This window comes from Natranaeroarchaeum aerophilus (genome assembly GCF_023638055.1).
GTDB lineage: Archaea > Halobacteriota > Halobacteria > Halobacteriales > Natronoarchaeaceae > Natranaeroarchaeum > Natranaeroarchaeum aerophilum.
The window spans coordinates 54,800-79,971 of record NZ_JAKRVY010000001.1; the positions used below are offsets into that span (position 1 = coordinate 54,800).

At 63.7% G+C, this 25,172-nt stretch carries 27 protein-coding genes; 11 read left to right on the forward strand and 16 right to left on the reverse strand.

Annotated elements, in window-relative coordinates:
- Window positions 1–101 precede the first annotated feature (101 nt).
- Window positions 102–290, reverse strand: coding sequence for a DUF7470 family protein (locus tag AArcSt11_RS00255; protein ID WP_250593617.1), 189 nt, complete (start codon window positions 288–290; stop codon window positions 102–104).
- Window positions 291–385: 95 nt separating this feature from the next.
- On the opposite strand from AArcSt11_RS00255, the gene eif1A reads away from it, so the two are divergent.
- The 3 genes from eif1A to AArcSt11_RS00270 are packed head-to-tail and all read left to right on the forward strand — an operon-like array spanning window position 386 to window position 2,137.
- Window positions 386–670 carry a translation initiation factor eIF-1A gene (gene eif1A, locus AArcSt11_RS00260; protein ID WP_250593618.1) on the forward strand — a complete coding sequence of 95 codons (285 nt, stop codon included), beginning with the start codon at window positions 386–388 and terminating at the stop codon, window positions 668–670.
- 52 nt (window positions 671–722) lie between these two features.
- Entirely contained in the window at window positions 723–1,601 is an 879-nt protein-coding gene (gene rio1, locus AArcSt11_RS00265) for a serine/threonine-protein kinase Rio1 (RefSeq protein ID WP_250593619.1), read from the forward strand.
- Entirely contained in the window at window positions 1,598–2,137 is a 540-nt protein-coding gene (locus AArcSt11_RS00270; RefSeq protein WP_250593620.1) for a GNAT family N-acetyltransferase, read from the forward strand. The genes rio1 and AArcSt11_RS00270 overlap by 4 nt, the downstream gene beginning before the upstream one ends.
- A 29-nt stretch (window positions 2,138–2,166) precedes the next feature.
- Here the strand turns inward: AArcSt11_RS00270 and AArcSt11_RS00275 are convergent, their stop codons facing one another.
- The 3 genes from AArcSt11_RS00275 to samp2 all read right to left on the reverse strand — a co-directional run bounded on the left by AArcSt11_RS00275 (window position 2,167) and on the right by samp2 (window position 3,974).
- Window positions 2,167–2,439 carry a HalOD1 output domain-containing protein gene (locus AArcSt11_RS00275; RefSeq protein ID WP_250593621.1) on the reverse strand — a complete coding sequence of 91 codons (273 nt, stop codon included), beginning with the start codon at window positions 2,437–2,439 and terminating at the stop codon, window positions 2,167–2,169.
- 104 nt (window positions 2,440–2,543) lie between these two features.
- The gene (gene trpB, locus AArcSt11_RS00280; protein ID WP_250593622.1) at window positions 2,544–3,704 is read right to left on the reverse strand and encodes a tryptophan synthase subunit beta; all 1,161 of its coding nucleotides are present in this window, start codon (window positions 3,702–3,704) and stop codon (window positions 2,544–2,546) included.
- A 72-nt stretch (window positions 3,705–3,776) separates the two neighbouring features.
- Window positions 3,777–3,974, reverse strand: a complete 198-nt coding sequence (gene samp2, locus AArcSt11_RS00285) for a ubiquitin-like small modifier protein SAMP2 (RefSeq protein ID WP_250593623.1) — start codon at window positions 3,972–3,974, stop codon at window positions 3,777–3,779.
- Between the two features lie 96 nt (window positions 3,975–4,070).
- On the opposite strand from samp2, the gene AArcSt11_RS00290 reads away from it, so the two are divergent.
- Window positions 4,071–5,063, forward strand: coding sequence for a replication factor C small subunit (locus tag AArcSt11_RS00290; protein WP_250593624.1), 993 nt, complete (start codon window positions 4,071–4,073; stop codon window positions 5,061–5,063).
- A 24-nt stretch (window positions 5,064–5,087) separates the two neighbouring features.
- Here AArcSt11_RS00290 and AArcSt11_RS00295 read toward each other — a convergent pair whose 3' ends face one another.
- The 5 genes from AArcSt11_RS00295 to AArcSt11_RS00315 all read right to left on the reverse strand — a co-directional run bounded on the left by AArcSt11_RS00295 (window position 5,088) and on the right by AArcSt11_RS00315 (window position 7,502).
- Entirely contained in the window at window positions 5,088–5,453 is a 366-nt protein-coding gene (locus AArcSt11_RS00295) for a hypothetical protein (protein ID WP_250593625.1), read from the reverse strand.
- Window positions 5,454–5,604: 151 nt separating this feature from the next.
- Entirely contained in the window at window positions 5,605–6,216 is a 612-nt protein-coding gene (locus AArcSt11_RS00300) for a helix-turn-helix transcriptional regulator (protein WP_250593626.1), read from the reverse strand.
- Window positions 6,217–6,262: 46 nt separating this feature from the next.
- Window positions 6,263–6,691, reverse strand: coding sequence for a type II toxin-antitoxin system VapC family toxin (locus AArcSt11_RS00305; RefSeq protein ID WP_250593627.1), 429 nt, complete (start codon window positions 6,689–6,691; stop codon window positions 6,263–6,265).
- Window positions 6,688–6,933 carry an AbrB/MazE/SpoVT family DNA-binding domain-containing protein gene (locus AArcSt11_RS00310; RefSeq protein ID WP_250593628.1) on the reverse strand — a complete coding sequence of 82 codons (246 nt, stop codon included), beginning with the start codon at window positions 6,931–6,933 and terminating at the stop codon, window positions 6,688–6,690. The genes AArcSt11_RS00305 and AArcSt11_RS00310 overlap by 4 nt, the downstream gene beginning before the upstream one ends.
- Before the next feature lie 56 nt (window positions 6,934–6,989).
- Window positions 6,990–7,502: a TspO/MBR family protein gene (locus AArcSt11_RS00315; protein ID WP_250593629.1), complete on the reverse strand. Its 513-nt coding sequence runs from the start codon at window positions 7,500–7,502 to the stop codon at window positions 6,990–6,992.
- Between the two features lie 80 nt (window positions 7,503–7,582).
- Here AArcSt11_RS00315 and AArcSt11_RS00320 point away from each other — a divergent pair, with 80 nt between their 5' ends.
- Both AArcSt11_RS00320 and AArcSt11_RS00325 read left to right on the forward strand, forming a co-directional pair.
- The gene (locus tag AArcSt11_RS00320) at window positions 7,583–9,769 is read left to right on the forward strand and encodes an ATP-dependent DNA helicase (RefSeq protein WP_353617652.1); all 2,187 of its coding nucleotides are present in this window, start codon (window positions 7,583–7,585) and stop codon (window positions 9,767–9,769) included.
- Window positions 9,770–9,810: 41 nt separating this feature from the next.
- The gene (locus AArcSt11_RS00325) at window positions 9,811–10,566 is read left to right on the forward strand and encodes a DUF7537 family lipoprotein (protein WP_250593630.1); all 756 of its coding nucleotides are present in this window, start codon (window positions 9,811–9,813) and stop codon (window positions 10,564–10,566) included.
- Between the two features lie 6 nt (window positions 10,567–10,572).
- Here AArcSt11_RS00325 and cgi121 read toward each other — a convergent pair whose 3' ends face one another.
- Together cgi121 and AArcSt11_RS00335 are read right to left on the reverse strand one after the other, a co-directional pair.
- Window positions 10,573–11,085 carry a KEOPS complex subunit Cgi121 gene (cgi121, locus tag AArcSt11_RS00330; protein ID WP_250593631.1) on the reverse strand — a complete coding sequence of 171 codons (513 nt, stop codon included), beginning with the start codon at window positions 11,083–11,085 and terminating at the stop codon, window positions 10,573–10,575.
- Complete coding sequence (locus AArcSt11_RS00335; RefSeq protein WP_250593632.1) at window positions 11,086–13,380, reverse strand: ATP-dependent DNA helicase; 2,295 nt, start codon at window positions 13,378–13,380, stop codon at window positions 11,086–11,088.
- A 103-nt stretch (window positions 13,381–13,483) separates the two neighbouring features.
- On the opposite strand from AArcSt11_RS00335, the gene AArcSt11_RS00340 reads away from it, so the two are divergent.
- On the forward strand, window positions 13,484–13,729 hold the full coding sequence (locus tag AArcSt11_RS00340; RefSeq protein ID WP_250593633.1) for a ferredoxin: 246 nt from the start codon (window positions 13,484–13,486) through the stop codon (window positions 13,727–13,729).
- Window position 13,730: 1 nt separating this feature from the next.
- Here AArcSt11_RS00340 and AArcSt11_RS00345 read toward each other — a convergent pair whose 3' ends face one another.
- Together AArcSt11_RS00345 and mdh are read right to left on the reverse strand one after the other, a co-directional pair.
- A complete protein-coding gene (locus AArcSt11_RS00345; RefSeq protein ID WP_250593634.1) occupies window positions 13,731–14,264 on the reverse strand; it encodes a GNAT family N-acetyltransferase in 534 nt (177 codons plus the stop codon).
- 358 nt (window positions 14,265–14,622) lie between these two features.
- Window positions 14,623–15,537 carry a malate dehydrogenase gene (gene mdh / locus AArcSt11_RS00350; RefSeq protein WP_250593635.1) on the reverse strand — a complete coding sequence of 305 codons (915 nt, stop codon included), beginning with the start codon at window positions 15,535–15,537 and terminating at the stop codon, window positions 14,623–14,625.
- Between the two features lie 176 nt (window positions 15,538–15,713).
- On the opposite strand from mdh, the gene AArcSt11_RS00355 reads away from it, so the two are divergent.
- The gene (locus AArcSt11_RS00355; protein ID WP_250593636.1) at window positions 15,714–16,214 is read left to right on the forward strand and encodes a histidine kinase; all 501 of its coding nucleotides are present in this window, start codon (window positions 15,714–15,716) and stop codon (window positions 16,212–16,214) included.
- Between the two features lie 48 nt (window positions 16,215–16,262).
- On the forward strand, window positions 16,263–16,838 hold the full coding sequence (locus tag AArcSt11_RS00360; RefSeq protein WP_250593637.1) for an Sjogren's syndrome/scleroderma autoantigen 1 family protein: 576 nt from the start codon (window positions 16,263–16,265) through the stop codon (window positions 16,836–16,838).
- Here the strand turns inward: AArcSt11_RS00360 and msrA are convergent, their stop codons facing one another.
- The 3 genes from msrA to AArcSt11_RS00375 all read right to left on the reverse strand — a co-directional run bounded on the left by msrA (window position 16,839) and on the right by AArcSt11_RS00375 (window position 21,430).
- Window positions 16,839–17,372, reverse strand: coding sequence for a peptide-methionine (S)-S-oxide reductase MsrA (gene msrA / locus AArcSt11_RS00365; protein ID WP_250593638.1), 534 nt, complete (start codon window positions 17,370–17,372; stop codon window positions 16,839–16,841).
- 169 nt (window positions 17,373–17,541) lie between these two features.
- Window positions 17,542–18,894, reverse strand: coding sequence for a cytochrome P450 (locus tag AArcSt11_RS00370; RefSeq protein ID WP_250593639.1), 1,353 nt, complete (start codon window positions 18,892–18,894; stop codon window positions 17,542–17,544).
- Window positions 18,895–18,964: 70 nt separating this feature from the next.
- The gene (locus AArcSt11_RS00375; protein ID WP_250593640.1) at window positions 18,965–21,430 is read right to left on the reverse strand and encodes a DEAD/DEAH box helicase; all 2,466 of its coding nucleotides are present in this window, start codon (window positions 21,428–21,430) and stop codon (window positions 18,965–18,967) included.
- Window positions 21,431–21,526: 96 nt separating this feature from the next.
- Between AArcSt11_RS00375 and AArcSt11_RS00380 the strand changes: the two genes are divergently transcribed.
- Window positions 21,527–22,606, forward strand: a complete 1,080-nt coding sequence (locus tag AArcSt11_RS00380; protein ID WP_250593641.1) for a mechanosensitive ion channel family protein — start codon at window positions 21,527–21,529, stop codon at window positions 22,604–22,606.
- Between the two features lie 251 nt (window positions 22,607–22,857).
- Window positions 22,858–25,164, forward strand: coding sequence for an amino acid permease (locus AArcSt11_RS00385; RefSeq protein WP_250593642.1), 2,307 nt, complete (start codon window positions 22,858–22,860; stop codon window positions 25,162–25,164).
- The last annotated feature ends 8 nt before the right edge of the window (window positions 25,165–25,172 follow it).

Consider the following 25,172-nt stretch of genomic DNA (forward strand, 5'->3'; position numbering starts at 1 on the left):
AGCAGTACGGGGGCTTTCAGGCTATTGACAGAGCCTGAAAACGGATCATCACTGTCAAAATCCTGTATCTCCCTGTGAGCAAAAAGGTACCAGACCAATCTCTAGAACATCCCGCCCATCCCCATCGAGCCGAGCACGCTCTGGATCAGCGAGCGGACCATCAGCCCGAGCCCGGCCAGCACGAGCGCCAGCCCGCCAGCGATCACGAGACTCTCGTAGGCGATCAGGACGATTCCGCCGAGCAGTGCCAGCAGGCCGACGATGCCGACCGCACCGAGTTTCTTGAGCATACCTCTCGCTGGTCGGGGCGCGTACAATAATCCGGTGGTTTCGAGGCGGAACCGACTCCATCGGGTTTAAAACCACACCTGTCCAATATCCGCGTATGAGCGACGACAACGGACGAAACGACCTCCGGATGCCCGACGACGACGAGGTCTTTGCCGAAGTCACGAACATGCTCGGCGCGAACCGCGTAAAGGTACGCTGTGCGGACGGCGAGGAACGGACCGCCCGAATCCCCGGCAAGATGCAAAAACGCATCTGGATCCGCGAGGACGACGTCGTGCTCGTCGAGCCGTGGGACTGGCAGGACGAAAAAGCGGACATCACGTGGCGCTACGAGAAACAGGAAGCCGACCAGCTTCGCGACGAAGGCCACATTCGGTAGTCGAGCGCACAGAACGCAGCCTTTTACCGCTGGATTCCGTACCCGTGAGTAGATGACAGGCGAGTACGGCCTGCTCGAACCCGACGAGTCCGACGCGCCGGGTGACGAGTTCGAGCAGATCGACGTCACCGACACGGAAGCCGACCGAATCGCCCGCGAACGCGACAGAGAGTTCGACCAGTTCCGGAAACGGATCAAAGACTCCGACCGGTTCAAGGTCGACGATGGTGCCTTCGACGACGCCACCTTCGCCGCCCTGTACAAGCTTGTTCAGGACGGCTACGTCGACGCCATCGGCGGGCCGCTCTCGACGGGCAAGGAGGCCAACGTCTACAACGCACTCGCCGGTGAGCGCTCGCTGGAGATGCTCCGAGCGGGCGAAGAGGAGGTCGCGATGAAGGTGTATCGCACCCGCGCGACCAACTTCCAGGACATGCGGGAGTATCTGGTGGGCGACCCGCGCTTCGAGGAGCTCGGCGACAAGAAGAAGATCGTGATGGCCTGGACGCGCAAGGAGCTCTCGAACCTCGAACGCGCCCGGAAAGCGGGCGTCCGGGTCCCCCGACCGATCACCGCCCAGCGAAACGTCCTCATCATGGAGTACATCGGCACCGAGGACGGGCGGGCGAAACGACTCACCGAGGTCTCAATCGAGAACCCCGAAACGGCCTTCGAGGTGGTTCGCGAGTACATCAAACGGCTCTACGGAGCCGGACTCGTCCACGGCGATCTCAGCGAGTACAACGTGCTCTTTTACGATGGCGAACTGGTCGTGATCGACGTCGGGCAGGCGGTGACGATCCACCATCCGAACGCCGAGGAGTTCTTAGAACGCGACTGCGAGAACGTCGCCTCCTTCTTCGGCCGGCAGGGAATGGAGATCACGGGCGACGAGCTGCTGGAGTGGGTTCACGAGAACGCCGAACCATGAGCGGTCTCCAGTGTCGACCGTTCGAGCCGCAAGACGCGACCGCGGTCCGGCGTGTCGACGAACTGGCGCTGGCCGAAACAGAGACTGATCCCGACGACATCCCCGGCAGTGGCGACCTCGCGGACGTCGCGGCGTCGTATCTGGACCGAGGGGGCGAGTTCCTCGTCGGCGTCCTCCCGGAGCCACTGGACAGTGAGGACTCGGCGGCGATTACGACCCACGACGGCTCCGTCGTCGCGATCGGCGGCTACCTGCCAAGCGAGGCGGGCTACGAGGACGAGCGCACGGTCCCCGGCGCGGCAGAGCTCCACCGCATGCGCGTCCATCCTGCCGCGCAGGGACGAGGGTACGCCCATGACCTCCTCACGGCACTCGAATCGCGGATCACGACGGCGGGATTCGACCCGATACTGGCGACGACCGCCCGCCGACAGCAAAAGGCAATCGCGTTCTATCCGAGCGCGGGGTACGAGCAGGTCGGCGAGTCGACGATGGGCGAGTACGAACTCGTCCACTTCGAGAAACGGATGCGGTGAGGGCTCCGGTTCGCGGGCCCCGTCGATCGTCACGAGGTTTTGACAAACGTTGCGCTGCCGTTCTGTCCGACAGTAATGCGGTACCCCTCGTAACTGAAATCGATCTCCATCTGCGCTTCAGGCGAGGGAGGATTCGAAAAGAGATTGACGAGCACACTGTCCACACAGCTCCAGATCGGAGTTAGCTCCGTCTGCTCCGTTCCCTCGACCTCGGCGACGGCTTCGACAACCTGTGTCGCCGGGTTTTCGACGTCGGTGTCGAACTCTCGATGGATGATTTCGCTCTCGGGGTCGTCTTCCATGATAGCTGTTTCCGCGGCGAGACGGATAACAGTGGCCAGAAGGTGATCTATCCGGACGCTACGTGGCAACGAAGTGCTAGCCGATCACTCGCCCGGCCCAACACTTAGCTCAGGTCGAACTTCTCGGCGGCGGTCTGCATATCTTTGTCGCCGCGGCCACAGAGGTTGACGAGGATCGTATCTTGGCGATCCTCCTCGGCGAGTTTGATCGCGAGCGCGATGGCGTGGCTCGGCTCCAGCGCGGGAATGATCCCCTCGCTCTCGCTGAGTTCCCGGAACGCGGCGAGTGCCTCTTCGTCCGAAACAGCGTGGTACTCCGCGCGCCCGAGCGCCTGCAAGGCGGCGTGTTCGGGGCCGACTGCAGGGTAGTCCAGCCCAGCGGAGACCGAGTGATTCTCGGTGTCCTCGTCGATCACCTTCGTCTTCATGCCCTGGAAGATCTCGGGCTCGTCCTTTCTCGTCTTCGAGAGCGGCGCGGAGTGGTGCGCGTCGTCGATGCCGCCCGGCTCTGCGCCGTAAAAGGCCACATCGTCGTCTTTGAACGCGTGCCAGAGGCCGATGGCGTTCGAGCCGCCGCCCACGCAGGCGACGCAGGCGTCGGGCAGGTCGCCGTGCAGCTCCTTGATCTGCTCGCGGGCCTCCTCGCCGATGACCGACTGGAACTCCCGGACCATCCGCGGGAACGGGTCGGGACCGACTGCGCTGCCGACGAGATAGTGAGTATCCTCGTAGCTCTCGATCAGGTCTTCGAGTGCCGCGTCAACCGCCTCGGCGAGCCCCTCGTTGCCGCGGGTGACCTCCTCGACGTCGGCCCCCATCAGGCGCATCCGGAAGACGTTCATCTCCTGGCGCTGGATGTCTTTCCGGCCCATGTAGACCGTGGTGTCGATATCGAGTAACGCGCCGACCATCGCCGTCGCGGTGCCGTGCTGTCCTGCGCCCGTCTCGGCGATCAGTCGCTCTTTGCCCGCACGCTTTGCGAGCAGCGCCTGTCCCAGCGTGTTGTTGAGCTTGTGCGCACCGCCGTGGAGCAGGTCCTCGTGTTTGAAGTAGATCTCCGCGTCGTAGCGCTCGCTCAGCGTCTCGGCGTAAAAGACCGGCGTGGGGCGACCCGCGAAGTGTTTCAGGTAGTAGGAGAGCTCGGACTGGAACTCCTCGTCGTCGACGAACCGATCGAAGGCGTCTGCCAGCCCCTGCAGGGGCTCTTCGAGCGGTTCCGGAACGTGTCGGCCACCGAACTCACCGAACTTGCCATCGGATGACATACCCCTCACTTGGCGTGGATTACCCTAAATCGTGCGGTAGTGACGCTCACCGGGATCGGTCGTCGAGACGCATTACCCGCCCTTGATCAGCCGTAACACGGTGACGTGCTCCGCCTCCACCGGCTGATCCTCCGGGACCGGGCGACCGTCGACCAGCACGGACGCCTCGTGCGGGCTGACGTCGACGCGCTCCAGGAGCTCCGCATAGGTTTCGTCCTCGACGTCGAGTTCAACCGTTTCCTCGCCCTTTACCTCGACGGTAACCTGCATACATCATGTTTACCCTGTCGAGGGCTTGAGGGTGTCGCCACAGTGGTCGGTTACAGTCTCGGACGTTTTATTGCGCCGAAGGACCGTACAGGGAGTATGAGCGACGCCGAATCCGAGTCAGTGGGGGGCCGCGAGGACGTCTGGACGGAGAAGTACCGGCCGCACACGCTCGAAGACGTAGTCGGCCACGACAATATCACCGACCGTCTCGCGAGCTACATCGAGCGCGACGACCTGCCACATCTTTTGTTTGCCGGACCCGCGGGGGTCGGCAAGACCGCGAGCGCCGTCGCCATCGTCAAGGAACTGTACGGCGACAACTGGGAGGAGAACTTCCTCGAACTGAACGCCTCCGACGAGCGCGGGATCGACGTGGTCCGCGAGAAAATCAAGAACTTCGCCAGCACCGACTGGAGCGGCCGCGCGGGCTCGAAGCCGAGCATCATCTTTCTGGACGAGGCCGACGCCCTGACTAGCGATGCCCAGTCCGCACTGCGCCGGACGATGGAGCAGTTCTCGAACAACACCCGCTTTATCCTCTCATGTAACTACTCCAGCAAGATCATCGACCCGATCCAGTCCCGGTGTGCCGTCTTCCGGTACGCGCCGCTTGGCGACGACGCCGTCGAGACACAGATCCGCAAGATCGCCGATGCGGAAGGGATCACGCTCACCCAGGACGGCGTCGACGCACTGATTTACGCCGCCGATGGCGACATGCGCAAGGCGATCAACGCCCTGCAGGCCGCCGCAGTGATGGGTGAGACCGTCGACGAGGAGACGGTCTTCAAGATCACGGCGACGGCCCGTCCCGAGGAAGTACAGGAGATGGTCCAGACGGCGATCGATGGCGATTTCGTCGCCGCGCGAAGCCAGCTCCGGGACCTGCTCGTCGACAAGGGGATCGCCGGCGGCGACATCATCGACCAGCTGCACCGGTCGGTCTGGGACCTGGAGATCGAAGAGGAGGCCGCCGTGCGGCTGATGGATCGCGTCGGCGAAGCGGACTATCGGATCACGCAGGGCGCAAACGAGCAGGTCCAGCTAGAGGCAATGCTGGCCTCGCTCGCGCTGGAGACTGGCGAGTAGTCCACCGGAAACGTCGCCAGCCGGTCAGCAGTGGCCGCCGTGTCCGGTATGGCGTTCGCCCTCGCCGTTCCCGGCGTGGCGCTCGCTATGCTGGTGACCGGTGTGCTGTTCCCGGGGTTCGTGCTCGGCGTGATGTTCACCGTGCTCGTGCTCGGCGTGGTGCGGACCGTGGGCATGTTCAGTGCCGTGCATTCCCGGGACATGCTCGGTTGCCATACTGTCCATCATCTCGCCGAACTGCCCGGGCGCGTGATCGGCCATCGTTCCGACGGGGCCGTTCGTCTGCGGACTCTGCTGGTTAGTCGCATCAGCACTGACGAAGCCGACGGCTCCGAACAGCGCGACGACGATCGCGAGTGCAACAACGATTGTGGTCAGTGTCTGTCTCATGGTGGGTCGTCCAGTTGTACAAAGTGGGGTCGAGTGGTTATGTCCACGGCCGTGAACTCATCTACGAGAACGTTTTAGAACGTTTTTACGCGGTTTTGAGGCGTTCCTTTCGAAGAGATCGTTCGTCCGGCCAGATATCGGGAGTGTAGCGCTACGGCTCGTCGAGCTCGTCCGACGGGTACACGCGATACGTCCGCCCTTGCGGTTCGCGGTAGAGCAGTCCGCGCTGTTCGAGGTCACTCACCGTCTGGCTCACTTTGCTCTTCGAGAAGTCCGCACGATCACGAAGTTCGATCTGGGTCAGCCCCGGCGAGTCGACGACCGGCTGGAGAATGCGGCGTTCGTCTTCGGGCAGGACGTCAAGCAGGGGGCGTGATGGACGGTCTGGCTCGTCGGCATCACTCGACTCGACAGTATCACCGGTTCCACCGTCGCCTGCCGTGTCCGCAGCCGAATCGACGCCAGCATCAGCCGCCACCGGGTCGTCGGCCATCACCGCACTCGTGGTCCCAGTAGCATCGTCCGCGACGAACTGATCGCGGACCGCGAGGTAGCCACCGCCCGCGAGGGCAACGGCGACGACGGTGCCGAGCAGGTACCATAGCGGGTGCGTGCCGTGCATCGCCGTCGCGCCCCCCATATGCCCGCCCATCTCTCCCAGCGCGAGCCACTGCTGGTAGGACTGCCAGGTGAACGCGAGGCCGAGGACGAACACGGTCCCGACGAGTGCGAGCGCGACGTAATCTGCCTGTCTTGCGTTCACGGTCTTGTGGTAATCTTGCACGCGAACGTATCAAAGCGTTCTGTTTTCACCGCTCACTTTTCCGGGGCCAGTGAACGATTGTATCGACTTCATCGAGATCCTGGAAGTCGGAATCGCCGGTATAGAGCCGATCACAGTCGAGAACGCTCGCGGTTGCCAGATGAATTGCGTCCGCATACGACAGTTCCCGCTCCCGCCGCTCGTAATATTTCGATCGGAGTTCGGACGCATAGATCGCGATCTCCGTCGAGACGGGGACGACGTGAATCGCCTCGAAGTCCTCGATCGCACTCGTCACGAAATCGGCCGTCTCAGGGTCAGTCTCACGCGTCAAAATATAATCGACTTCCGTGAGACCGATCGTGGAAAACGCTCCGCCCGCACGGCGTGCTTCGTCGATCGCATCGGCTGCCAGTTCCCACTGGTCATCCCTGAACCCGAACTCCAGCCAGACCCACGAATCGAGGTAGATCACCGTCCCCAGTCCCGGCGTTCGCGCTCAATCAGTTCGGACGCATCGAGATCGTACGGTGCAGCACGATCCTGTGCCGCTTCGAGACGTTCCATGGGATCACTGGGGACGGCGACGAGGCGAACACTGCCGTCCTCCTCGAACCGGAACAGGATCTTCTCACCCTGTTCGAGATTCAGCCGTTCTCGAACCGCTTTCGGGATCGTGACCTGCCCTTTGCTGGTGACGGTTGCTTCGTAAGACATTCTGTGTTTCTCCTTACAAAATATTTGGTCGCCTTACTCAAAAGCGTACTGCCAGCTCACGCACTCAACCGCCAGATCTCGAAATTCAGCACCGCGGCGAACGTGACCCATGCCAGATACGGCACCAGCAGGGCAGCCGCCCGTCGGTCAACCCGATCGAAGACGTAAATCGTCGCGACGATGGCCGTCCAGAGGACGCCGATGATCACGAGCCCCCAGCCGGGCTCCTGTTGCCCGAAGAATACCGGCGTCCACGTCACGTTGATCGCCATCTGGGCGGCGAAGACGCCAAATGCGAGCTTGACGTCACGTCGCCCGAACCCACGCCGCCAGAGGAGAAAGAGGGCGACGCCCATCAGGGTAAACAGGAGCGTCCAGACGATCGGGAACGCGATCTCCGGTGGATAGAACCAGGGCCGTTCGATCCATGAGGTATCTGCCCCCGCGAAGACGGCCGGCAGCGCGCCGACGACGTTGACGCCGACGATGAACCCGGCCAGGGCGAGTAGATCGCGCCCGTCGAGGTCGTCGAAGCGGCCCCTGATGTCCGCGGAGGTCGAGTGGCTCATGGGTGAATAAAGGAGGCGAAGGCTGGTAGCCGTTTGGGTCGGGCGAACCCTTTTAGTAGAATACGCACCATCTCGCAGATGTGCCAGAGTCCAACGGGTACATGCGCTTTTTCCCCTACGACGAGCCCTACGAGAACCAGCGAGAGGCGATGGACCGCATCTACAACGGGCTCTCCCGCGGGCAGGACGTCCTCTTCGAGGGGGCCTGCGGGACGGGAAAGACGCTCTCGGCGCTCGTGCCCGCACTGGAGTACGCCCGCGAGGCGGACAAAACGGTCGTCATCACAACGAACGTCCACCAGCAGATGCGTCAGTTCGTCCACGAGGCCCGCCAGATCACGAAACGGGAGTCGATCCGGGCGATCGTCTTCCGCGGGAAATCCTCGATGTGTCACATCGACGTCGACTACGAGGAGTGTCAGGTGCTGCGGGACAACACCTACGATCTGGTCGATGCAGAACGCGACAAAGAGCAGTTAGAACGGCGCGAACAGGAGCTGCTGGAAGCCAGTCAGGAGGGCGACGAGCGCGCCACGGAGGCCCGGAGCGCCGTGATGGACGAACTCGACGCGCTCGAAGAACAGGTCGAGAACCTGCAGGAACAGAACACCTGCGAGTACTACTACGAGAACCTCACTGCCGATACTGACGCCTTTTACAACTGGCTCTACGAGGACGTCCGGACGCCCGACGAGATCTACGAGCACGCCGGCGAGCAGGGCTTCTGTGGCTACGAACTCCTCAAGGAGGGGATCGAGGGCGTTGATCTGGTCGTCTGTAACTACCACCACCTGCTCGACCCGACCATCCGCGAACAGTTCTTCCGCTGGCTCGGTCGCGAGCCCGACGACGTCATCACCGTCTTCGACGAGGCCCACAACGTCGAGGGGTCGGCCCGCGAACACGCAACCAAGACGCTCACCGAGAACACGCTCGACGCCGCGCTGGACGAGCTAAAAGAGAGCGACGACCTGCGGGCCGAGCAGGCCGAGAACGTCATCCGAACGTTCAGAGACGCCCTCGTGGAGACGTACGAGGACTCCTTTGGTTTCGGCGGGCGCGACGGGGTCGACGAGAACTGGGAGGACGTCGCCATCGCCAACGAGGAGGGCCGGGACGACCTCACCAGAGCGTTCCTGCAGGGGTACACCGGGCGCGGGATCGACGACGACATCGAGTCGGCCCGAAAGCTGGGGCGCGAGCTTGAGGAGGAGTACGAGGAGGCCTACAAGAGCGGCGAGTCGAGCACGCGCCAGGAGTGTCAGACGATCGCCGCCGCACGGTTCCTGGAGTCGTGGATGGCCGACGGAACGGAACTCGGGAAGTATCCGGTCGTCTCGGTCCGACGTAACGAGGGAACCGGCGAGGTGTACGGCCGCGCGGAGCTGTACACCTGCATCCCCAGAGAGGTGACCGGCGAGCTGTTCGAGGAGGTCCACGCTGCCGTCCTGATGAGCGCAACCCTGCGCCCGTTCGACGTGTTCGAGGACGTTCTCGGACTGGAGAGCCCCGTCACGCTGGCCTACGGGCTGCAGTTCCCCCCGGAGAACCGCCGCACCTACGCCGTCGGGACGCCACCCCTATTCGCCAGCGACCGCGAGGATCCCGAAGTGCAGGGTGCCGTTGCGGACACGCTCGCCGACGCCGCCGAGTTCACGCCCGGGAACACGCTCGCGTTTTTCCCCAGCTATAGCGAGGCCGAGCGATACCACGGACACCTGCAGTCGGCCATTCCGACCGACAGCCTCTACCTCGATCAGGCCGGAACGAGCGCCGAGGAGCTCCGCCAGTCCTTCGTCGACGACGACGGCGGTGTCTTGCTGACCTCGCTGTGGGGGACCCTCTCGGAGGGGGTGAGCTTCGACGGTGACGACGCCCACACCGTCGCCGTCGTTGGGGTCCCGTACCCGCATCTCGACGACCGCTCCGAGGCGGTACAGGAGGCCTACGACGCCGCGTTCAGCGGACGGGCGGGCGTCGACGACGCCGGCTGGCGCTACGCCGTCGAGATCCCGACGATCCGGAAGACACGACAGGCACTCGGCCGGGTGCTTCGCTCGCCCGAGGACGTCGGCGTGCGGATCCTGCTGGATTCGCGCTATACCGCCGAGAAGGAGCGTGACCTCGGGAAGTACAGCGTCAGGGATGCGTTCCCCGCCGAGGAACGCGAGGAGATGCTTGACGTCGATCCGGAGAAACTCAAATTCGCCATGCTCAATTTCTACACCGATCACGACGCATACGATGGCGCGCCGCCGACGCCCTGACGGCCAGAACGGTTTTGTTCGACCGGCGTCCGTGTGCGGGTATGCATCGACGGCGTGTTCTACTCGGAATGGGGAGTCTCGTCGCGCTGGCTGGCTGTAACGGCCAGTCGGGCGACGACGGGAACGGCGAGGAAGAGGATGGAGACGAAAAGAACGGAGAGGAGGAGATCGACCCGACCTATCCCGCTGGCTTCGATGAATACGGCGTCACTGACGCCGACGAGGCCCTCGCAGGCCACGAGGCGGCAATCGCCGACAGGCCGGTTCATGGCCAGACCACGATCGAGCTGACAATCCCAACCGACGACGGCGAGGACCGTGTCCAGCAGCTGTCACTGACGACGCGAGCCGACGGCGCTGGCACGGAGTACTCCCGGATCGACCTGACCGAGAGCACCGCCGAGACCTACCGGGACGGCGACGGGCTCGTCTACACGCGGATCGACGACGGTGAGAACGTCCAGTACGAGGCCGACGAGATCGAGACGCCCGAGGCTGTCTCGCTTGGGACGTTCGGCCCGGCGCTCGCGGCCGCTGATCTCGAACTGGAGGATGTGTCCGACGACGATCCACGACGACTCACCTACAGCGGTTCCGGCGTACTCGACGAGAATACGACGTTCGGTGACGTCGAGGATGTCGAGACGCAGATCGTCGTCGACGAGGAGGGTGCGTTCCACTCCTTTAGCGTCTCCTACACCGTGCCCGACGGTGCGGACGTCGAGGCGAGTTTCGAGTTCACGTACGACGACGTTACTGTCGAGGAACCCGACTGGCTCGACGAGGCACGGGAGTAGCGGAACTCACTTCTCGACGTCCAGCAGCGCGACCCGCTCACGCACGAGCTCCGCGAGCGACGCGTCCGTCGCGGCCAGCTCCGCGGCACCGATATCGAAGAACTCCCGGAGCAGTTCCTCGTTGGCGTGCTCGGTCGCGAGCGTCGGGCTTGGCGTCAGATCGAGTCGCGATTCGAGCGCCGCGATCGCACCCGCTTCGTCGGCCGACTCCTCGTGCCCGTCGACGAGCACGACCGCTTCATTGTCGCCTGCTTCGAGCCCCATTTCGAGTGCCTTGTTGATCTGTCGCCGACCGGCGGCGTACAGCAGTATCTCCACGGACCGATCGCGTGCCACGTTCTCGCCACGCTCAATTGCCCGGTCGGCAAGGGCAAGGGCTCGTTCGAGATGCAGTCGGCCAGCGACGTACCGGCCGTCGAAGGCCTGGATCGTGCAGTCGTACTCATCGCCAATCGCTGCGAGCGTTTCGATGAACGCGTCGAGATCCCCGACGACGAGTTCCCCCTCGAGTAACTCCATTCAGAAATCACCCAGACTGGCCTGTCCGGCGTCCTCGGTTGCCTCGCCGTCCGAGCGGTCGCCGTTTGACTCCCCGTTCGAATCGCTACCGGGCCGAACGCTCTCGTCCGGACTCACCTCGTCCATCGAGTAGTCCTGCCGTCCGGCGTTTTCGAGGATGGTCTCGGCGGTCTTCGTGCGCCCCCGGAGCGCGCCGAGGACGACCGATTTGTCGGCCTCGCGAAGCTGTGATCGGTTCTGGACCCCCGCGTCGTAGAGCCGCCGGGCGCGTTTTCGCCCGACACTGCGGACGCCCGCGAGTTCGAGCAGCTCGTCGCTGACGCCGTACTCCACGCGCTTTCTGGCCTCGCGGATCGACGGCGTGACGTCCAGATCGAGATCGGAAGCAAGCTGTTCGGCCGCGTTGAGCAGCCACTCGGCGGTGTCGACCTTGCCACGAACGTCTCCCGGACCGACGCCGTACCGCTCGGTGATCCGGTCCTCGTCGACCTCCTCGGCCCAGTCTTCGAGCATTCGAGCTGTTTTGAGTGCCGACAGCCAGCTCTCGAAGCGGACGTCCTCGAACTCGCTTGGCATCGGGCCAAGGAACTCGGTCTCGCGCTCGTAGGCGAGTTCGGTGTACTCCTCGCGGTCGCCCGACTTGAGGTAGAGCTCGTACATGTCGGGCGTCCGCGAAACGAGATGGTAGAGCCCGAGCGGAGTCGGCTCTCCCTCGGCAGCGTCTAGCCCATCAACGATCTCGGCGGCGCTCATCGGGTCGAGGTAGAGCCGCGAGACGGTGTGGCCGAGACTGGTGGCGTCGAGGTCGTCGCCGTCACGACCAACGAACTCGTTGCGCTCCAGATACTCGATCACCGTATCGGCGACCTGTTCCAGGCGCTCGGGATCGTCGGCCTGACTGGCGTGCAAGGTTTCGGCGAGGAAGTCAAGCAACTCGTCGCGGGTGCGGGCAAAGCCGCTGGCGATAGTGGCCAGAACGTGGGTCCGCAGGGCGGGTTCGGCGGCGAGCTTCGAACGAACGGGTTCAGGATCGGCGTAGACGTACCGATCGAACAGCTCGTCGAGTTCGTCGTGGCTGCTCGCCAGCAGGACGGCCTCGCCGTACGGGTCCCGACCCGGACGACCCGCCCGCCCCATCATCTGGTGGACTTCGAGGACGTCGAGGGGCTGCATCCCGCCCGCGGTCCCGTCGTAGCGTCGCCAGTCGCGGACGATCACCCGGCGGCTCGGGGTGTTGACGCCAGCAGCCAGCGTCGGTGTCGCCGAAACGACCTTCAGCAGGCGATCCCTGAACGCGTCCTCGACGAGCGAGCGGTGTTCGGGCGCAAGCCCTGCGTGGTGAAAGGCCCCGCCGCGCTCGACGGCGTCCGCGAGGTCGTCGCTGGTCTCGGTGTCGGAGACGTCCCTGATTTCGGCGGCGATGTCGGCAAGCTCGGCCTGAGCGTCGGGCGAGAGCGTCGGTTCGACGACGTCCGCGAGGCGTCGTGCCGCCGCTTCGGCGTTGCGCCGGGAGTTGACGAACACGAGCGAGGAGCCCCCGTCGTCGAGGGTGTCCCGGACGATCGCGGCCGTCTGTTTCTGTCCGCGTTCGACCGGCAGTTCGCGCTGGGTACCATCGTCGAGATGGAGGGCGTTCCCGAAGTGGACGCCCTTCTTCAGATCGATCGGTCGCCACGTGGTGTCGACGAGTTCGGCGTCGAGCCAGTCGGCCATCTCGTCGGCGTTGCCGACCGTCGCCGAGAGCGCGATGGTCTGCAGGTCGGGGTTGAGCTGGCGGAGCTTCGCCATCGTCACTTCCAGGGTTGGCCCACGATTCGAGTCGTCGATCAGGTGGACTTCGTCGGCGACGACACAGTCGATGTCGTCGATCCAGCGCGCGCCGTTCCGAACAAGCGAGTCGACTTTCTCGCTGGTCGCAACGATGATGTCCCTGTCGGCGAGCCACTCCCCGTCGGCCTCGTAGTTGCCCGTCGAGACGCCGACCGAGACGCCGAAGGCCTCGAACGCCTCGAACTCGGCCTTCTTCTCGCTGGCGAGCGCCCGCAGTGGGACGATATAGAGCGCCCGCCCGGTCGACGCGCCGCCCGAGCCCCCGCGCTCGATGGCCGACAGCATTCCAAGCTGGGCGATCAGCGTCTTCCCGCTGGCGGTCGGTACGCTTGCGACGACGTTTTCGCCGTCCAGAATACCGGCCTCGACGGCCGCGGCCTGCGGTGGGTATAGCTCCTCGATCCCCTCCGCAGCGAGATACTCGATGAAGCCGGGAGGAAGACCCGATAGATCCGCCGTTTGCATTACTCACGCGTTGGCTCCTGTTCGGGTTTAAACTTGCGTCCCGCTCGGGCCGACATCTGCCACCTCCGTCACGACTTTATCCTCGTCGCGCGAACGCCGTGCCATGGAAGTCGAGTTCGATCGAGACACCTGTATCGGGATGTTCCAATGTGTCGTCGAGTGGGACGCCTTCGAGAAGGACGAGGACGCCGGGAAGGCAGTGCTCGCGGAGAGCGAGGAAGTCGAAGAAGACCTGTTCCGCCGTGAGATCCCCGACGACGCCGAACTGGACGCGAAGTTCGCCGCACGGACCTGTCCGGTCGATGCCATCGTGGTGTACGACGACGACGGCGAGCAGATCATTCCGTAGCTCAAATCGGGTACGGATCGTACGGCGACGAGTCATCGAGCGGTTTCCGGTAGCACAGTAGCTCGAACGGGCGGGCAAACCGGGTTACCTCGACTCGGCGAACCTCTCGAAACCCGTTCACGCGGTAGAAGTGCTGTGCGGCAGTCTGTCTGTGCGTGGTGTGGAGGACGAACTCCTCGTAGCTGTGGGCCCGGGCACGACGCTTCAGTTCCTCGTACAGCCGGGTGCCATGTCCCTCCCGCTGGTACTCGGGCAAGACGTTGAACCGCTCCAGCTGTGCGGTCGTATCATCCACGTCATGTAGCAACTCCCGTAGCAGGTCCCCCGGCTTCCGGTAGGCGATCGTCCCAACGATATCGCCGTCCAGCGTTCCGACGAGAAACTCACCATCGGAAAAGTACCCGTCGGCGATACTGTCGTGATCGTCAAGACCCGGGATCCACGCATCCGCATCTCGATGGGCAGCCTCCATCACCGCCTCGATCCGGGCTTTCTCACCGGGACGATACCGGCGGACGGTCAGTTCCCCGCTCACAGCAGCAGTTCATCGTCGAGCGTGTTAACAGTCTCGACAGCACGGCTGCCCCCCTGACTTCGAAAACTGTAGTAACAAGCTTCGAATTATGAAGTGTGCAAAGAGAACTGGCCCACGACCTCGAAGCCAGCGCATCGGTCACTGGGCTGTTCATCACTCGATGGGTATGAGAGAAACAATTATTGAAGATGCTGTGGCATCACCGCATGAGAATGGCTCCAGAGAGGTCACACATCTTCGAGTGGGCCGAGTTCGTTGACGCGGAGGTATCCGAGTCAGTACTGATCGACGAGCGCCGGAACCGCTCGGAACACGGGCCCGTGGAGAACTGAGAACGCCCGATCCCGATACGCCGACGCTACTCGATCTTCGCGTACTGCTCGGCGAGTTTGTCGGCCGCTTCGCCCAGCTGTTCGCGCTCGAAGCTGTCGAGTCCCCACTCGACGACCTCCTCAACCCCGTTCGAGCCGAGTCGGATCGGGACGCCGAGTGCGACGTCCTCGTGGCCGTACTCGCCGTCGAGCGGGATCGATCCGGGAAGGACTTCACCAGTGTCCCGGAGAACCGCCTCGACCATGTGCCCGACCCCGGTTGCAGGCCCCCACTCGGTCGCGCCTTTCTTTTCGATGACGTTCATCGCGCTCTCTTTCAGTTCGTCGAGGATCTCGCCTTTCTCGTCGTCGCTAAACTCCGGATCGCGGCCGTCGACGCGGACCTTCGAAAACACCGGTACCTGGGCGTCGCCGTGCTCGCCGAGTATCGTCGCCTCGACGTTCTGGACCGGCGTGTCGAAGCGCTCGGCGAGGACGTACCGGAAGCGCGCGGAGTCGAGCCGCCCGCCGAAGCCGATCACCTTCTCGCGGGCGCGCTCGCCCGTCTCGTAGAGGTGGCGGTTGAGCAGATCCACGGGATTCGAGGTCGTAATCGTCACGAAGTCGTCGTTGTGTTCTGCCAGCGATGAGCCGATATCCTCCATGATCGGCGCGTTGTCGCCCGCGAGATCGATCCGGGTCTGGCCGGGCTGGCGCGGAATCCCGGCCGTGATCACGACGACGTCCGACCCGGCGGTGTCGGCGTACGTTCCCTGCCGAACCGTCGTGTTCGAGTCGTACGCCGTGCCATGGTTGACGTCGGCCGCCTGTCCGATCGTCGTATCCTCCTGATCAGGGATGTCGACGAACACCAGTTCGTCACAGACGTCGCGAAGGGCGATATTGTATCCTGCTGCTGCCCCGACCGTCCCGGCTGCTCCGACCACGCTGACTTTACTCATACCACCTGTAACTGGTCAATCCATGATGAATAAACCTTCGGAACCGTCCAAAGCAGCGCTGTATGTCGGTTTTTACCCGCCAATCAGAGGTACTATTTAATTATACTCCGGCTATGCGTAGCGAGCGCCAGTCTGAGATGTGTTGACATACGTCCGTGATCCATCTACGTGTACAGATGGCAACGACAACCGACACCCGTTCGAATCTGATCGGCACCGTCGCAACGACCGAGCTCGCCGCCGGAGCCGCCGGTGGCTTCGTCGGCAGCGTCCTGTTCGGGCTGCTTATGCAGTTCGTGATTCCCGCGCCCATGCTGGAGATGGCGATTCCCGCGATGTACGGGATCGAGGGGCCGGCGCTCGCGGCCGGCTGGGCGATTCACCAGTTCCACGGTGTCGTCCTCGGTATCGCCTACGTCCTGCTGGTCGGCAACACCGGCCTCAGCGCCCGGGCGGGCACGCTACCCGACGCGATCCCCCTCGGCGTCGCGTACGGCATTCTGACCACCGTACTGCTTGCCGTGCTCGTGATGCCGCTCTGGCTCGGTGCGATGAACTTCGGCGGCGCGCCGCCGTTCCCGAACGTCGCGTTCCCCGCGACGCTGCTGAGTACCGTCGGCCACGTCATGTTCGCCGTACCCGTGGCCGTCGCCTACGCGCTGGCCGCTGGAGAGTAGAGAATTGAACTTGCTGGTTTTTTGTCCGTGCACGTCCTGCCTACTGACATGAGCGAGTTCGACAAGGAAGCCGAGCGCGAGAAGCTACGCGAGAAGTACGGCGAGGAACAGGCAGACCGCGAGGCCACCGAACACATGAGCGAACTGCTCCTGCAGGGCGCGACGATGACGAACAAACACTGTGACGCCTGCGGCGATCCGGTTTTCCGACAGAGCGGCCAGGAGTTCTGTCCCAGCTGCGGCCAGGCGGCCGATCAGGACGTCGCCGAGCGAACCGCCGCGGTCGAGACGGACTCCGGCGACGGGCAGCCAGCGCCGACCGACCGGCAGCCGACAGCCTCCGAGGAGTCGCCCCAGCGGGAAGTGTCGACCGGGCACCAGCAGCCACAGGCCCGCGCTCCCCCGGAGCCACAGGGCGGCGACACCGCCGAAGAGCCATCGACAACACCCACGCAACACGCCGGGACGCCGAGTGGCGACCTCGCGGAGGCCCAGGCCGCACTGGCCGATTCGATCACCCAACTGGCGCGACAGGCGGCCCAGGAGTCGGACCCACGACAGGCAAAAGAACGACTCGCCGCGGCCCGCGAGGCCGCCGAAGCGCTCGACGCCCTGCGTCGGTAGCTACTCCGCGAACTGTTTGCGGACTTTCTCTACTTTCGGCCCGGCGTGCATCCGGCAGTAAGCGTCCTGTGGGTTCTTCTCGAAGTAATCCTGGTGTTTCGCCTCGGCCCCGTAAAACGTCTCCAGGCGCTCGATCTCGGTGACGATCTCGTCGTCGTACGCGTCGGACTGGTCGAGCTCGTAGACGAAGTCCTCGACGAGCTCACGCTGTTTCTCGTCGTGATAGAGCACGATCGAGCGGTACTGCGAGCCCACGTCCGGCCCTTCCCTGTCTTTCGTGGTCGGGTTGTGGATCGTGAAAAACACTTCCAGTAGGTCGACGTAGCTGATCGTGTCGGGGTCGTACGCGATCTGGATAACTTCGGCGTGGCCGGTCGTCCCCTGACAGACCGCCCGGTAGCTCGGGTTCTCGACGTGGCCGCCGGCGTAGCCCGAGGTTACCGACTCGACGCCGTCGAGTTCCTTGAACGCCGCTTCGGTGCACCAGAAACAGCCCCCGCCCAGCGTTGCGTGGGCCAGTGAGTTATCAGTCATCGACTAGACGAAGGGGTGCGAGCGGCTTGTATTCGGTGGTCGTACACGTTCTCGGGACGGTGGGTCGGGGAGTGACCTCGCCCGCACGACTGGCTCTCCTTATACTACAAAATACGAAGTGTTTCACTTCGAATACTGTATCGTTGGGCGACCCCGAAACCCGGGCTCGCTACGCTCGCCGTGGGATCATCTCTACCGGTCCATCGGGTCGGAGCGTGAGCGACGGTGCGAAGGAGAGCTCGTCGACGGTCGACTCGACGGTCCAGTCCTGCAGCATGGTCGCGAGCACCAGTCGGGCCTCCATCATCGCAAAGCGGTCGCCGATACAGCGGCGCGGTCCGCCGCCGAAGGGGAAGTACGCGAACGCCGACAGTTCCCGCTCGAACCCGTCGGTCCAGCGCCCCGGACGGAACTCGAGCGGGTCGTCGTACAACCGGGGATCGCGGTGGAGCACCCACTGCTGGAAGGTAACCGAGGTCCCTTCGGGGATCCGATACCCTCCGATCACGTCCGGCTCGGCGGCCTCCCTGATCAGATCGTACACCGGCGGGTAGATCCGCATCCCCTCTTTGACGACCTGTTCGGTGTAGGGCAGGTCGGGGAGGTCGGCAACCGTCGGCCGGTCACCGCCGAGCACGTCGTCGAGTTCCGCCTGTAACGCTGCTCGTTGCCGTGGGTTCTCCGAGAGCAGGTGGAGGGTATAGGTTAGCGCGAGCGCGGTCGTCTCGTGGCCGGCAAGCAGGATCGTGACGACCTCGTCACGGATCTGCTCGCGGGAGGGCGGATCGTCCTTCGACTGCAACAGCGAGACGACGTCAATGCCGTTCCCGGTGCCCTCCTCGTGCTGGTCGATGATCCGGTCGGCGACGGCGTGGAGGTCGTCCATCGCCCGGTCGAACCGACGGTTCCCCGGCGTCGGGGCCCAGTCGGGGATGTCGATCGGCCGCCGGATCCGCTTTGTCGCCCGATCCATCACGGTCTCCAGGGCGTCCGCGATCGCCTCCTCTTCATCGCGGATATCGATATCGAACAGCGCCTCGGCGGCGATCTCCACGGTCAGGGACATCATATCGTCGTGGATATCGCGCTGGTGGCCGGCCGTCCACTCCGCACAGAGCCGTTCGGTCGCCTCGACCATCACGTCGCCGAACCCCTGGAGGGCATCGGGATGGAACGCCGGCTCGACGGCGTGGCGTTGCGAGCGCCAGAACGACCCCTCGCTGGTGAGCAGCCCGTTCCCCAGCGCTGGTCGGAGGGTGCTCTGAAAGCGTTCGCCCTTCGTGTACGCCTGATTGTTGCGTACCAGCACCTGCTGGACGTACTCGGGATCGCTCACCTGGAGGAACTCGTAGCGACCGATACTGTAGCGGGCGATCGGCCCGTGCGTACGTGCGACACGCGTGTAGAACCCGAGCTGGTCGTCGACGAACTCGGCGGTGTTGCCGAGCAGCGGGTCCCCCTCAGGGCCGGGGATGTCGGCAAACGGACGTGGCGACGACCCGGATGAGTCTGCTGTCGTCATCGTTGCTATGCTAGCAAAGAACGTCCGTCCCGAAGGATGTTCGGGCGATAACGACAACTTGACCCTCCGATCACAGTCCCGTATACTCGCCGCCGATAACCTCTCGGATCCGCTCGGCAGTGACCTTCCCGACGCCCTCGGCCTCCATCAGATCGTCCTCACGGGCGGTCATCACGGCCTCGACGGTGCCGAACTCCGAGAGCAGGGACCGAGCAGTGACGGGGCCGATGTCGGCGATCGACGCCACCACGTACTCTTGCTGTTCGGCCAGCGTCTTCGACTGTTTCTCGCCGTGCACCGAGACCTCGCGGTCCTCGTTTTCCTGTTCTCGCCCGGCGATCACCGCCAGTAGCTCCCGGGTTTCGTCCTCGTCTTCGGTCCGCAGGACGCTCGCGCCGAAATCGACCGCGAGGCTCGACAGGGCCCCCCGGATCGCGTTCGGGTGGACGTCCCGTTTCCCGTAGAGGTCGGCTCCCTCGATGATCACCACGGGCCGGGAGTAGTGGCGGGCGGCGTCGCCGACCTGCTCGAACATCGAGCGATCCCCGCCGGTCAGCGTATCGAGGAAGTCGTCGACGGTCTTTCGCTCGACGGCGACGCGATCCGAGAGGATGTAGTCGCCGACTGCGAGCGTCTCCAGTCGCGTCTGGACGTCTTCCCGTTTCGAGAGCTCCCGGGCGATGTTGGCGTCGAGTTCGCGCTGGTCGGCGACGATCTCGATCCGGTCGTCCTCGGTGTCCGGGGTGGCGACGACCGCGTCGTCGGCGTCTTCTTCGGTTGGTTCGGCATCCCCCTCATCGGCGTCGTCCTCGGGTTCGTCCCCCTCATCTCTATCCTCACCGTCTCCCGCGAACTCCTGTAACCCGGGCTGGACGTCCGACCCCGGATCGCTCGCGCTTGCCCCAGTACCACCGCCATCGGCGGACGCCGCCTCCGCCGAACCCCCGAAGTCACCGAGCTGTTGCTGGCTGTCGTCTAGCTCCTCGACGATCTCGTCGGTCGCGCTCTTTAGCTCCCGCAACTCGTCTTCCATCTGCTGTTCGCGCCGCCGCGAGATCCAGAAGTACGCCTCGTCGCGGGTGTCCTCGGCCAGGAGGACGACGACCCGGCCCTCGTCCTGTCGACCCGTTCGCCCCTTGCGCTGGATCGATCGAATCGCCGTCGGCACAGGTTCATAAAAGAGCACGAGATCGACCTCGGGGACATCCAGCCCTTCCTCGGCGACCGACGTGGAGACGAGCACCTCGAACTCGGCGTTGCGGAACGCGTCGAGCGTCTCCTGTTGTTCCTTCTGGGTCATCCCGTCGCTCCCTTCGCGGTCGCCCTGCCCGACAAAGCGGCGAGCGTCGAAGTTCTCGTTCAAAAAGTCGGTGAGGATTTCGGCTGTGTCCCGGGACTCGGTAAAGACGATGACGCGCTCGCCCTGCTCGATGCCCAGCGTCTCGGCGAGCAGGACGTGCATTCGCGAGAACTTGGGATGGATGTCGTCGTAGGCGTTGACGTCTTTCATCGCCTGCCGGATCCGCGGGTCCGAGACGAGCCGCTGGTCGGCCTTCGACGCCCCCGAAGAGCGGGCGGCGTTCCGAAGCCGGTCGAAGTACCGTTCCAGCGCCTCGACGCTCTGGGTCTCGACGTAGGTCACCGCAGTTTTGAGTTTGCGGATCTCCGCGTGCAGGGACATTCCCTTGTACCCCTCCGACTGGTCGTTGTTCATCAGCTTCTGGAGCTCGGCGCGCATCGACTGGAGATCGTTTTCGGAGAGATCGGCGCTTCGTTTCCCCGTGACACCGAGTTCCCGTAGCTTCTCCAGTCGATCCTCGATCACCTCGTTCAGGGCGTCACGGATCTCGGTGATCTCCTCTGGCAGTTCGATCCGCTCCCACTCGACATCGGTGTCGTGAGTGTACTCGGCCACATCGGCGTCCTCCTCGGTCATCACCTCGACGTCGCCGATTCCGAGGTTCTCACAGACCTCGAGGATCTCCTCCTCGTCGCCGCCGGGCGAGGCGCTCATCCCGGTGACGAGCGGATCGCTCGCGTCGGCGTGATAGCGCTCGGCGATGTAGTTGTACGCGTAGTCGCCGGTTGCGCGATGGCACTCGTCGAAGGTGAGGTGGGTGACGTCGCGGAGGCTGATCCGCCCGCCCACGAGGTCGTTCTCGATAACCTGCGGCGTCGCGATGATGATCGTCGAGCTCTCCCAGAGGGCTGCGCGGTCGTCGGGGCTCACGTCGCCCGTGAAGACGACGACCTCCTCGTCAGCGAGGTTCAGCGCCTCCCGGTAGAAGTCAGCGTGTTGCTGGACCAGCGGCTTTGTCGGCGCGAGAAAGAGCGCTTTGCCGCCGACCTCGTCGAGCCGCCGGGCGGTGACAAGCAGGCTCACCGTCGTCTTGCCGAGTCCAGTCGGGAGACAGACCAGCGTGTGACCCTCCGCCGCCGTTCCGGCGAGCTGGAGCTGGTAGAGCCGCCGCTCGATGAACGATGGGACGAGATTGGGGTGGTCCACGTACTGTGTGTCCGCATCCGTGGAGGCCATTTGCCGATCGTTCGGCGTCGGCGAGGTTAAGGGTTCCCGTACCGCGGTGAAAGTGGTCGAGCAAGAGTTAACACTCTCGCCCGGGTCGAAACGAGTATGCAGGCGCTCGCCGTCGGCGTCGTCGAAAGCGTTCAGGCCCTCTCCGTCTGGCGACAGGTAGCGGTCGTGATCCTCTTTGCGGCGGCGCTGGCGACGGCCGTTGAGATCGCCGCCCGGTGGTGGCTCAGCCGCCGATCACCAGATGACGCGCTCTCGATCGTCTTCGAGGTGTTACACGTCCCGCTGTATCTCTCGGTGATCCTCGCTGGGGCGTACACCGTCGTACAGCTACTCCAGCCACCACGGCTCGGCTTCGTCCTCGAGGCGGCAACGCTGTCGGTACTCGTCATCCTCTGGGCCTGGGGGATCCGACGGCTCGGCGGAGAATGGCTCGCTCGCCTCGACAAGACGAACCCGGTACACGATATCGCGCCCGTACTGAAGAACCTCTGGACGGCGACGATTGTCGCCGTTGCGGCGGGGCTGTTGCTGTCGGTCTGGGATATCGATCTGACGCCGCTGCTTGCTTCCGCCGGACTGTTCGGCATCATCATCGGCTTTGCCGCGCGGGACGCCATCGCCAACTTCGTCGGCGGGATTGCGCTGTTCGTCGACGACACGTACAAACCGGGCGACTTCGTCGTGCTCGAATCCGGCGACAAGGGTACTGTCATCGATATCAGCCTCCGGAGCACGACGATTCTGACCCGGGACCGCGTGATGGTGACGGTCCCGAACGCCGTGTTGAACTCGACGCAGGTCATCAACGAGTCCTCTCCGCACCGGTACAAACGCATGCGTGTCCCGGTCGGCGTCGAGTACGGAACCGATCCGGAGCGAGTCGAGGAGATATTCTACGAGGCGCTCGAAGCGGAATCGGATATCATGTCCTCACCACCGACCGAGGTCCGGTTCGTCGAGTTCGGCGACTCGGCGCTCCAGTTCGAACTGCGGGGATACATCCCCCACTCCACGCGGGAGTCACGGGCACGCCACGCGGTCAACAAGCGCGTCCACAGACGGCTCCGCGAGGAGGGGATCGAGATCCCGTTCCCACAGCGTACGCTGACCTACGGAGACGAAGCGCAGACCGAGTCCACAGAGACGTTCGACGTGACACCCCACGATCAGAAATGACCTGTAGATGCCGAACGACGGACAGCCAACTGTAACACCGATCACTACTGGGTGATGCGCCCGTAGCTTCCCGCTTTTTGTGGATGATTGTTTAATCTCGTTATTTTTAATCGGTGATATCAAACCAGATCTCCAATTATGGAATTCTGAAATTTACATCTGAACAGTTTCCAGAGAGTTTATATACTTATGTAGAAAACGATGGACTGAGACTGGACCAGCCGCAATTGGATGAGTCTATCCACTAAATAATGCCTGAAGAATTAGATCGAGATCTTGGACTCGCGTCGGTCGTAGCGATCAGTATGGGTGCGATGATCGGCAGTGGGATCTTTATTTTACCGGGACTGGCGATGGCCGAAGCGGGCCCGGCCGTAATCCTCGCGTTCGTCATCGCAGCAGTGCTCGTGCTCCCCGCGGCGGTCAGCATCGCCGAACTGGGGACGGCGATGCCCGAAGCGGGCGGGGATTACATTTTCATCGAGCGAGGGATGGGACCGGGCGCGGGGACGATCGCCGGACTCGGGACGTGGCTGATGCTGATGTTCAAGGGAGCGCTCGCGCTCGTTGGCGGAATGTTGTATCTCGGACCGATCTTCAGCAGACTCGGCGTCGACGTCTCCGGCGAACTGGTCGGCCCGGTTCCGATCGAAAACGCGGCGATCGGCCTCTCGTACGCGCTCGAAATTACGCACCTCGAACTGATCGCCGTGGTTATCGGAGCGTTGCTTATTACGATCAACGTCGTCGGCGTCAAACAGACCGGCGGCCTCCAGAAGATCCTCGTCCTCGTGATGTTGTTCATTCTCGGCGGGTTCGTCGCGCTTTCCGCGGGTAACATCGAGGGAGGGAGTTACGATGGCTTCTTCGCCGAGGGGTCGGTCGGCCTGTTCGCGGCGACCGCAATGGTGTTGATCTCGTACGGCGGCGTCACGAAAGTCGCAGCGGTTGCCGAGGAGATCGAAAACCCCGGCCGGAACCTCCCGCTCGGCCTGTTGCTCTCGCTCGGGCTCACGACCGGGCTGTACGCACTGATCGTGTTCGTCCTCGTCGGTACCGTCGACGCCGCAACCCTGGAGGGATCGGAGATTCCGATGGTCGACGGCGTCGAACCGTTCTTCGGATTCCTCGGGGTCATCCTGATCGTCGTTGCGGCTATGTTCGCCCTGATCAGCACGGCGAACGCGGGGATCCTCACGGCGTCGCGATATCCGTTCGCGCTGAGCCGTGACAACCTCCTGCCCGACGGGTTCGCGACAGTTAGCGACCGGTTCCACACGCCCGTCACGTCGATCCTGATCACCGGCGCGGCGATGCTGTTTATTATCGTGACGCTGCCGGTCGAGGAGATCGCCAAGACCGCGGGAGCGTTCCAGATCGTGGTGTACATCCTCGTCTGTCTCTCCCTGATCGCATTCCGTCGCCGGGATCCGGACTGGTACGATCCCGACTTCCGCTCGCCGCTGTACCCGTGGATACAGCTGTTCGGCGTGTTCGCAGGGCTGGGAATCCTCACGCAGATGGACCTGCTCCCACAGATCGGCGGTGTCGGGATCGCCCTGCTCGGCGCGCTGTGGTACTGGGTGTACGGTCGTCAACGGGTCGATCGTCGAGGGATCGTCGGAGAGGCGATCATCGACCAGGTCGAACCGACGACCGAGGCGTCGGAAACGCCGTACAGGATCGTCGTCCCGATCGCCGATCTCGACCGGGAGCGACACCATCTGCGCCTCGCCGCTGCGAGCGCGGCAAACCACGACGGCGAAGCCGAGCTCGTCGTGATGAACGTCATCACCGTTCCTGATCAGACCTCTCTGGCTCAGGAGGTCGGCTACGAGCAAGAACGGATCGACCGCCAGCACGTCCTGCTCGAAGAGGCGGAACATATTGCCGAAGAGCTGGAAATCGGCCTCCGGACACGCGCAATCGTCGGTCGTGACGTTGGCGACACGATCCTGCACGTCGTCGAGCAAGAGCAGGCGGACGACGTGTTGATGGGCTGGTCGGGATCACGCAAACGCCGCGAGCGTGTCCTGGGCACTCACATCGATCGGGTTATCGAGCAGGCGGAGTGTGAGGTCACGCTCGTGAGACATGACGGCGCGGACAACGTCGGTGACGTGGTCGCATTCGTTGGCGAGGGACCGTACTCCTCGGTCGCCGTTCGAAAGGCGGCAGCGTTCGTTCAGTCGGCCGACGACGCGACGCTGACGCTAGTGAACGTACAATCGGGCGATCCGAGCGAAGACACTGCCGACGCTATCGAACGAGGGCAGTCGATCATCGACGAAACGGCCCAGTCCGTCGGCCTCGACGAGTACGATTCCAACGTTGTCGTGACAGACGACATCGAATCCGAACTCGTCTCGATCGCCCAGGGCTACGACACGACCTGTCTCGGTGTGTCGCGAGCGGGGTCGGTCGAGCGCATCCTCTCCGGTGCGATTCCGGAGACGATCGGTGAGCAGGTATCCGGGACGATCGTGCTCGTCCGAAGCGGTGAAAGCACCGATCGATCGCTCCGCTCGGCAATCCTGCGACGCCTCACAGAGTCATAACGGCCCGG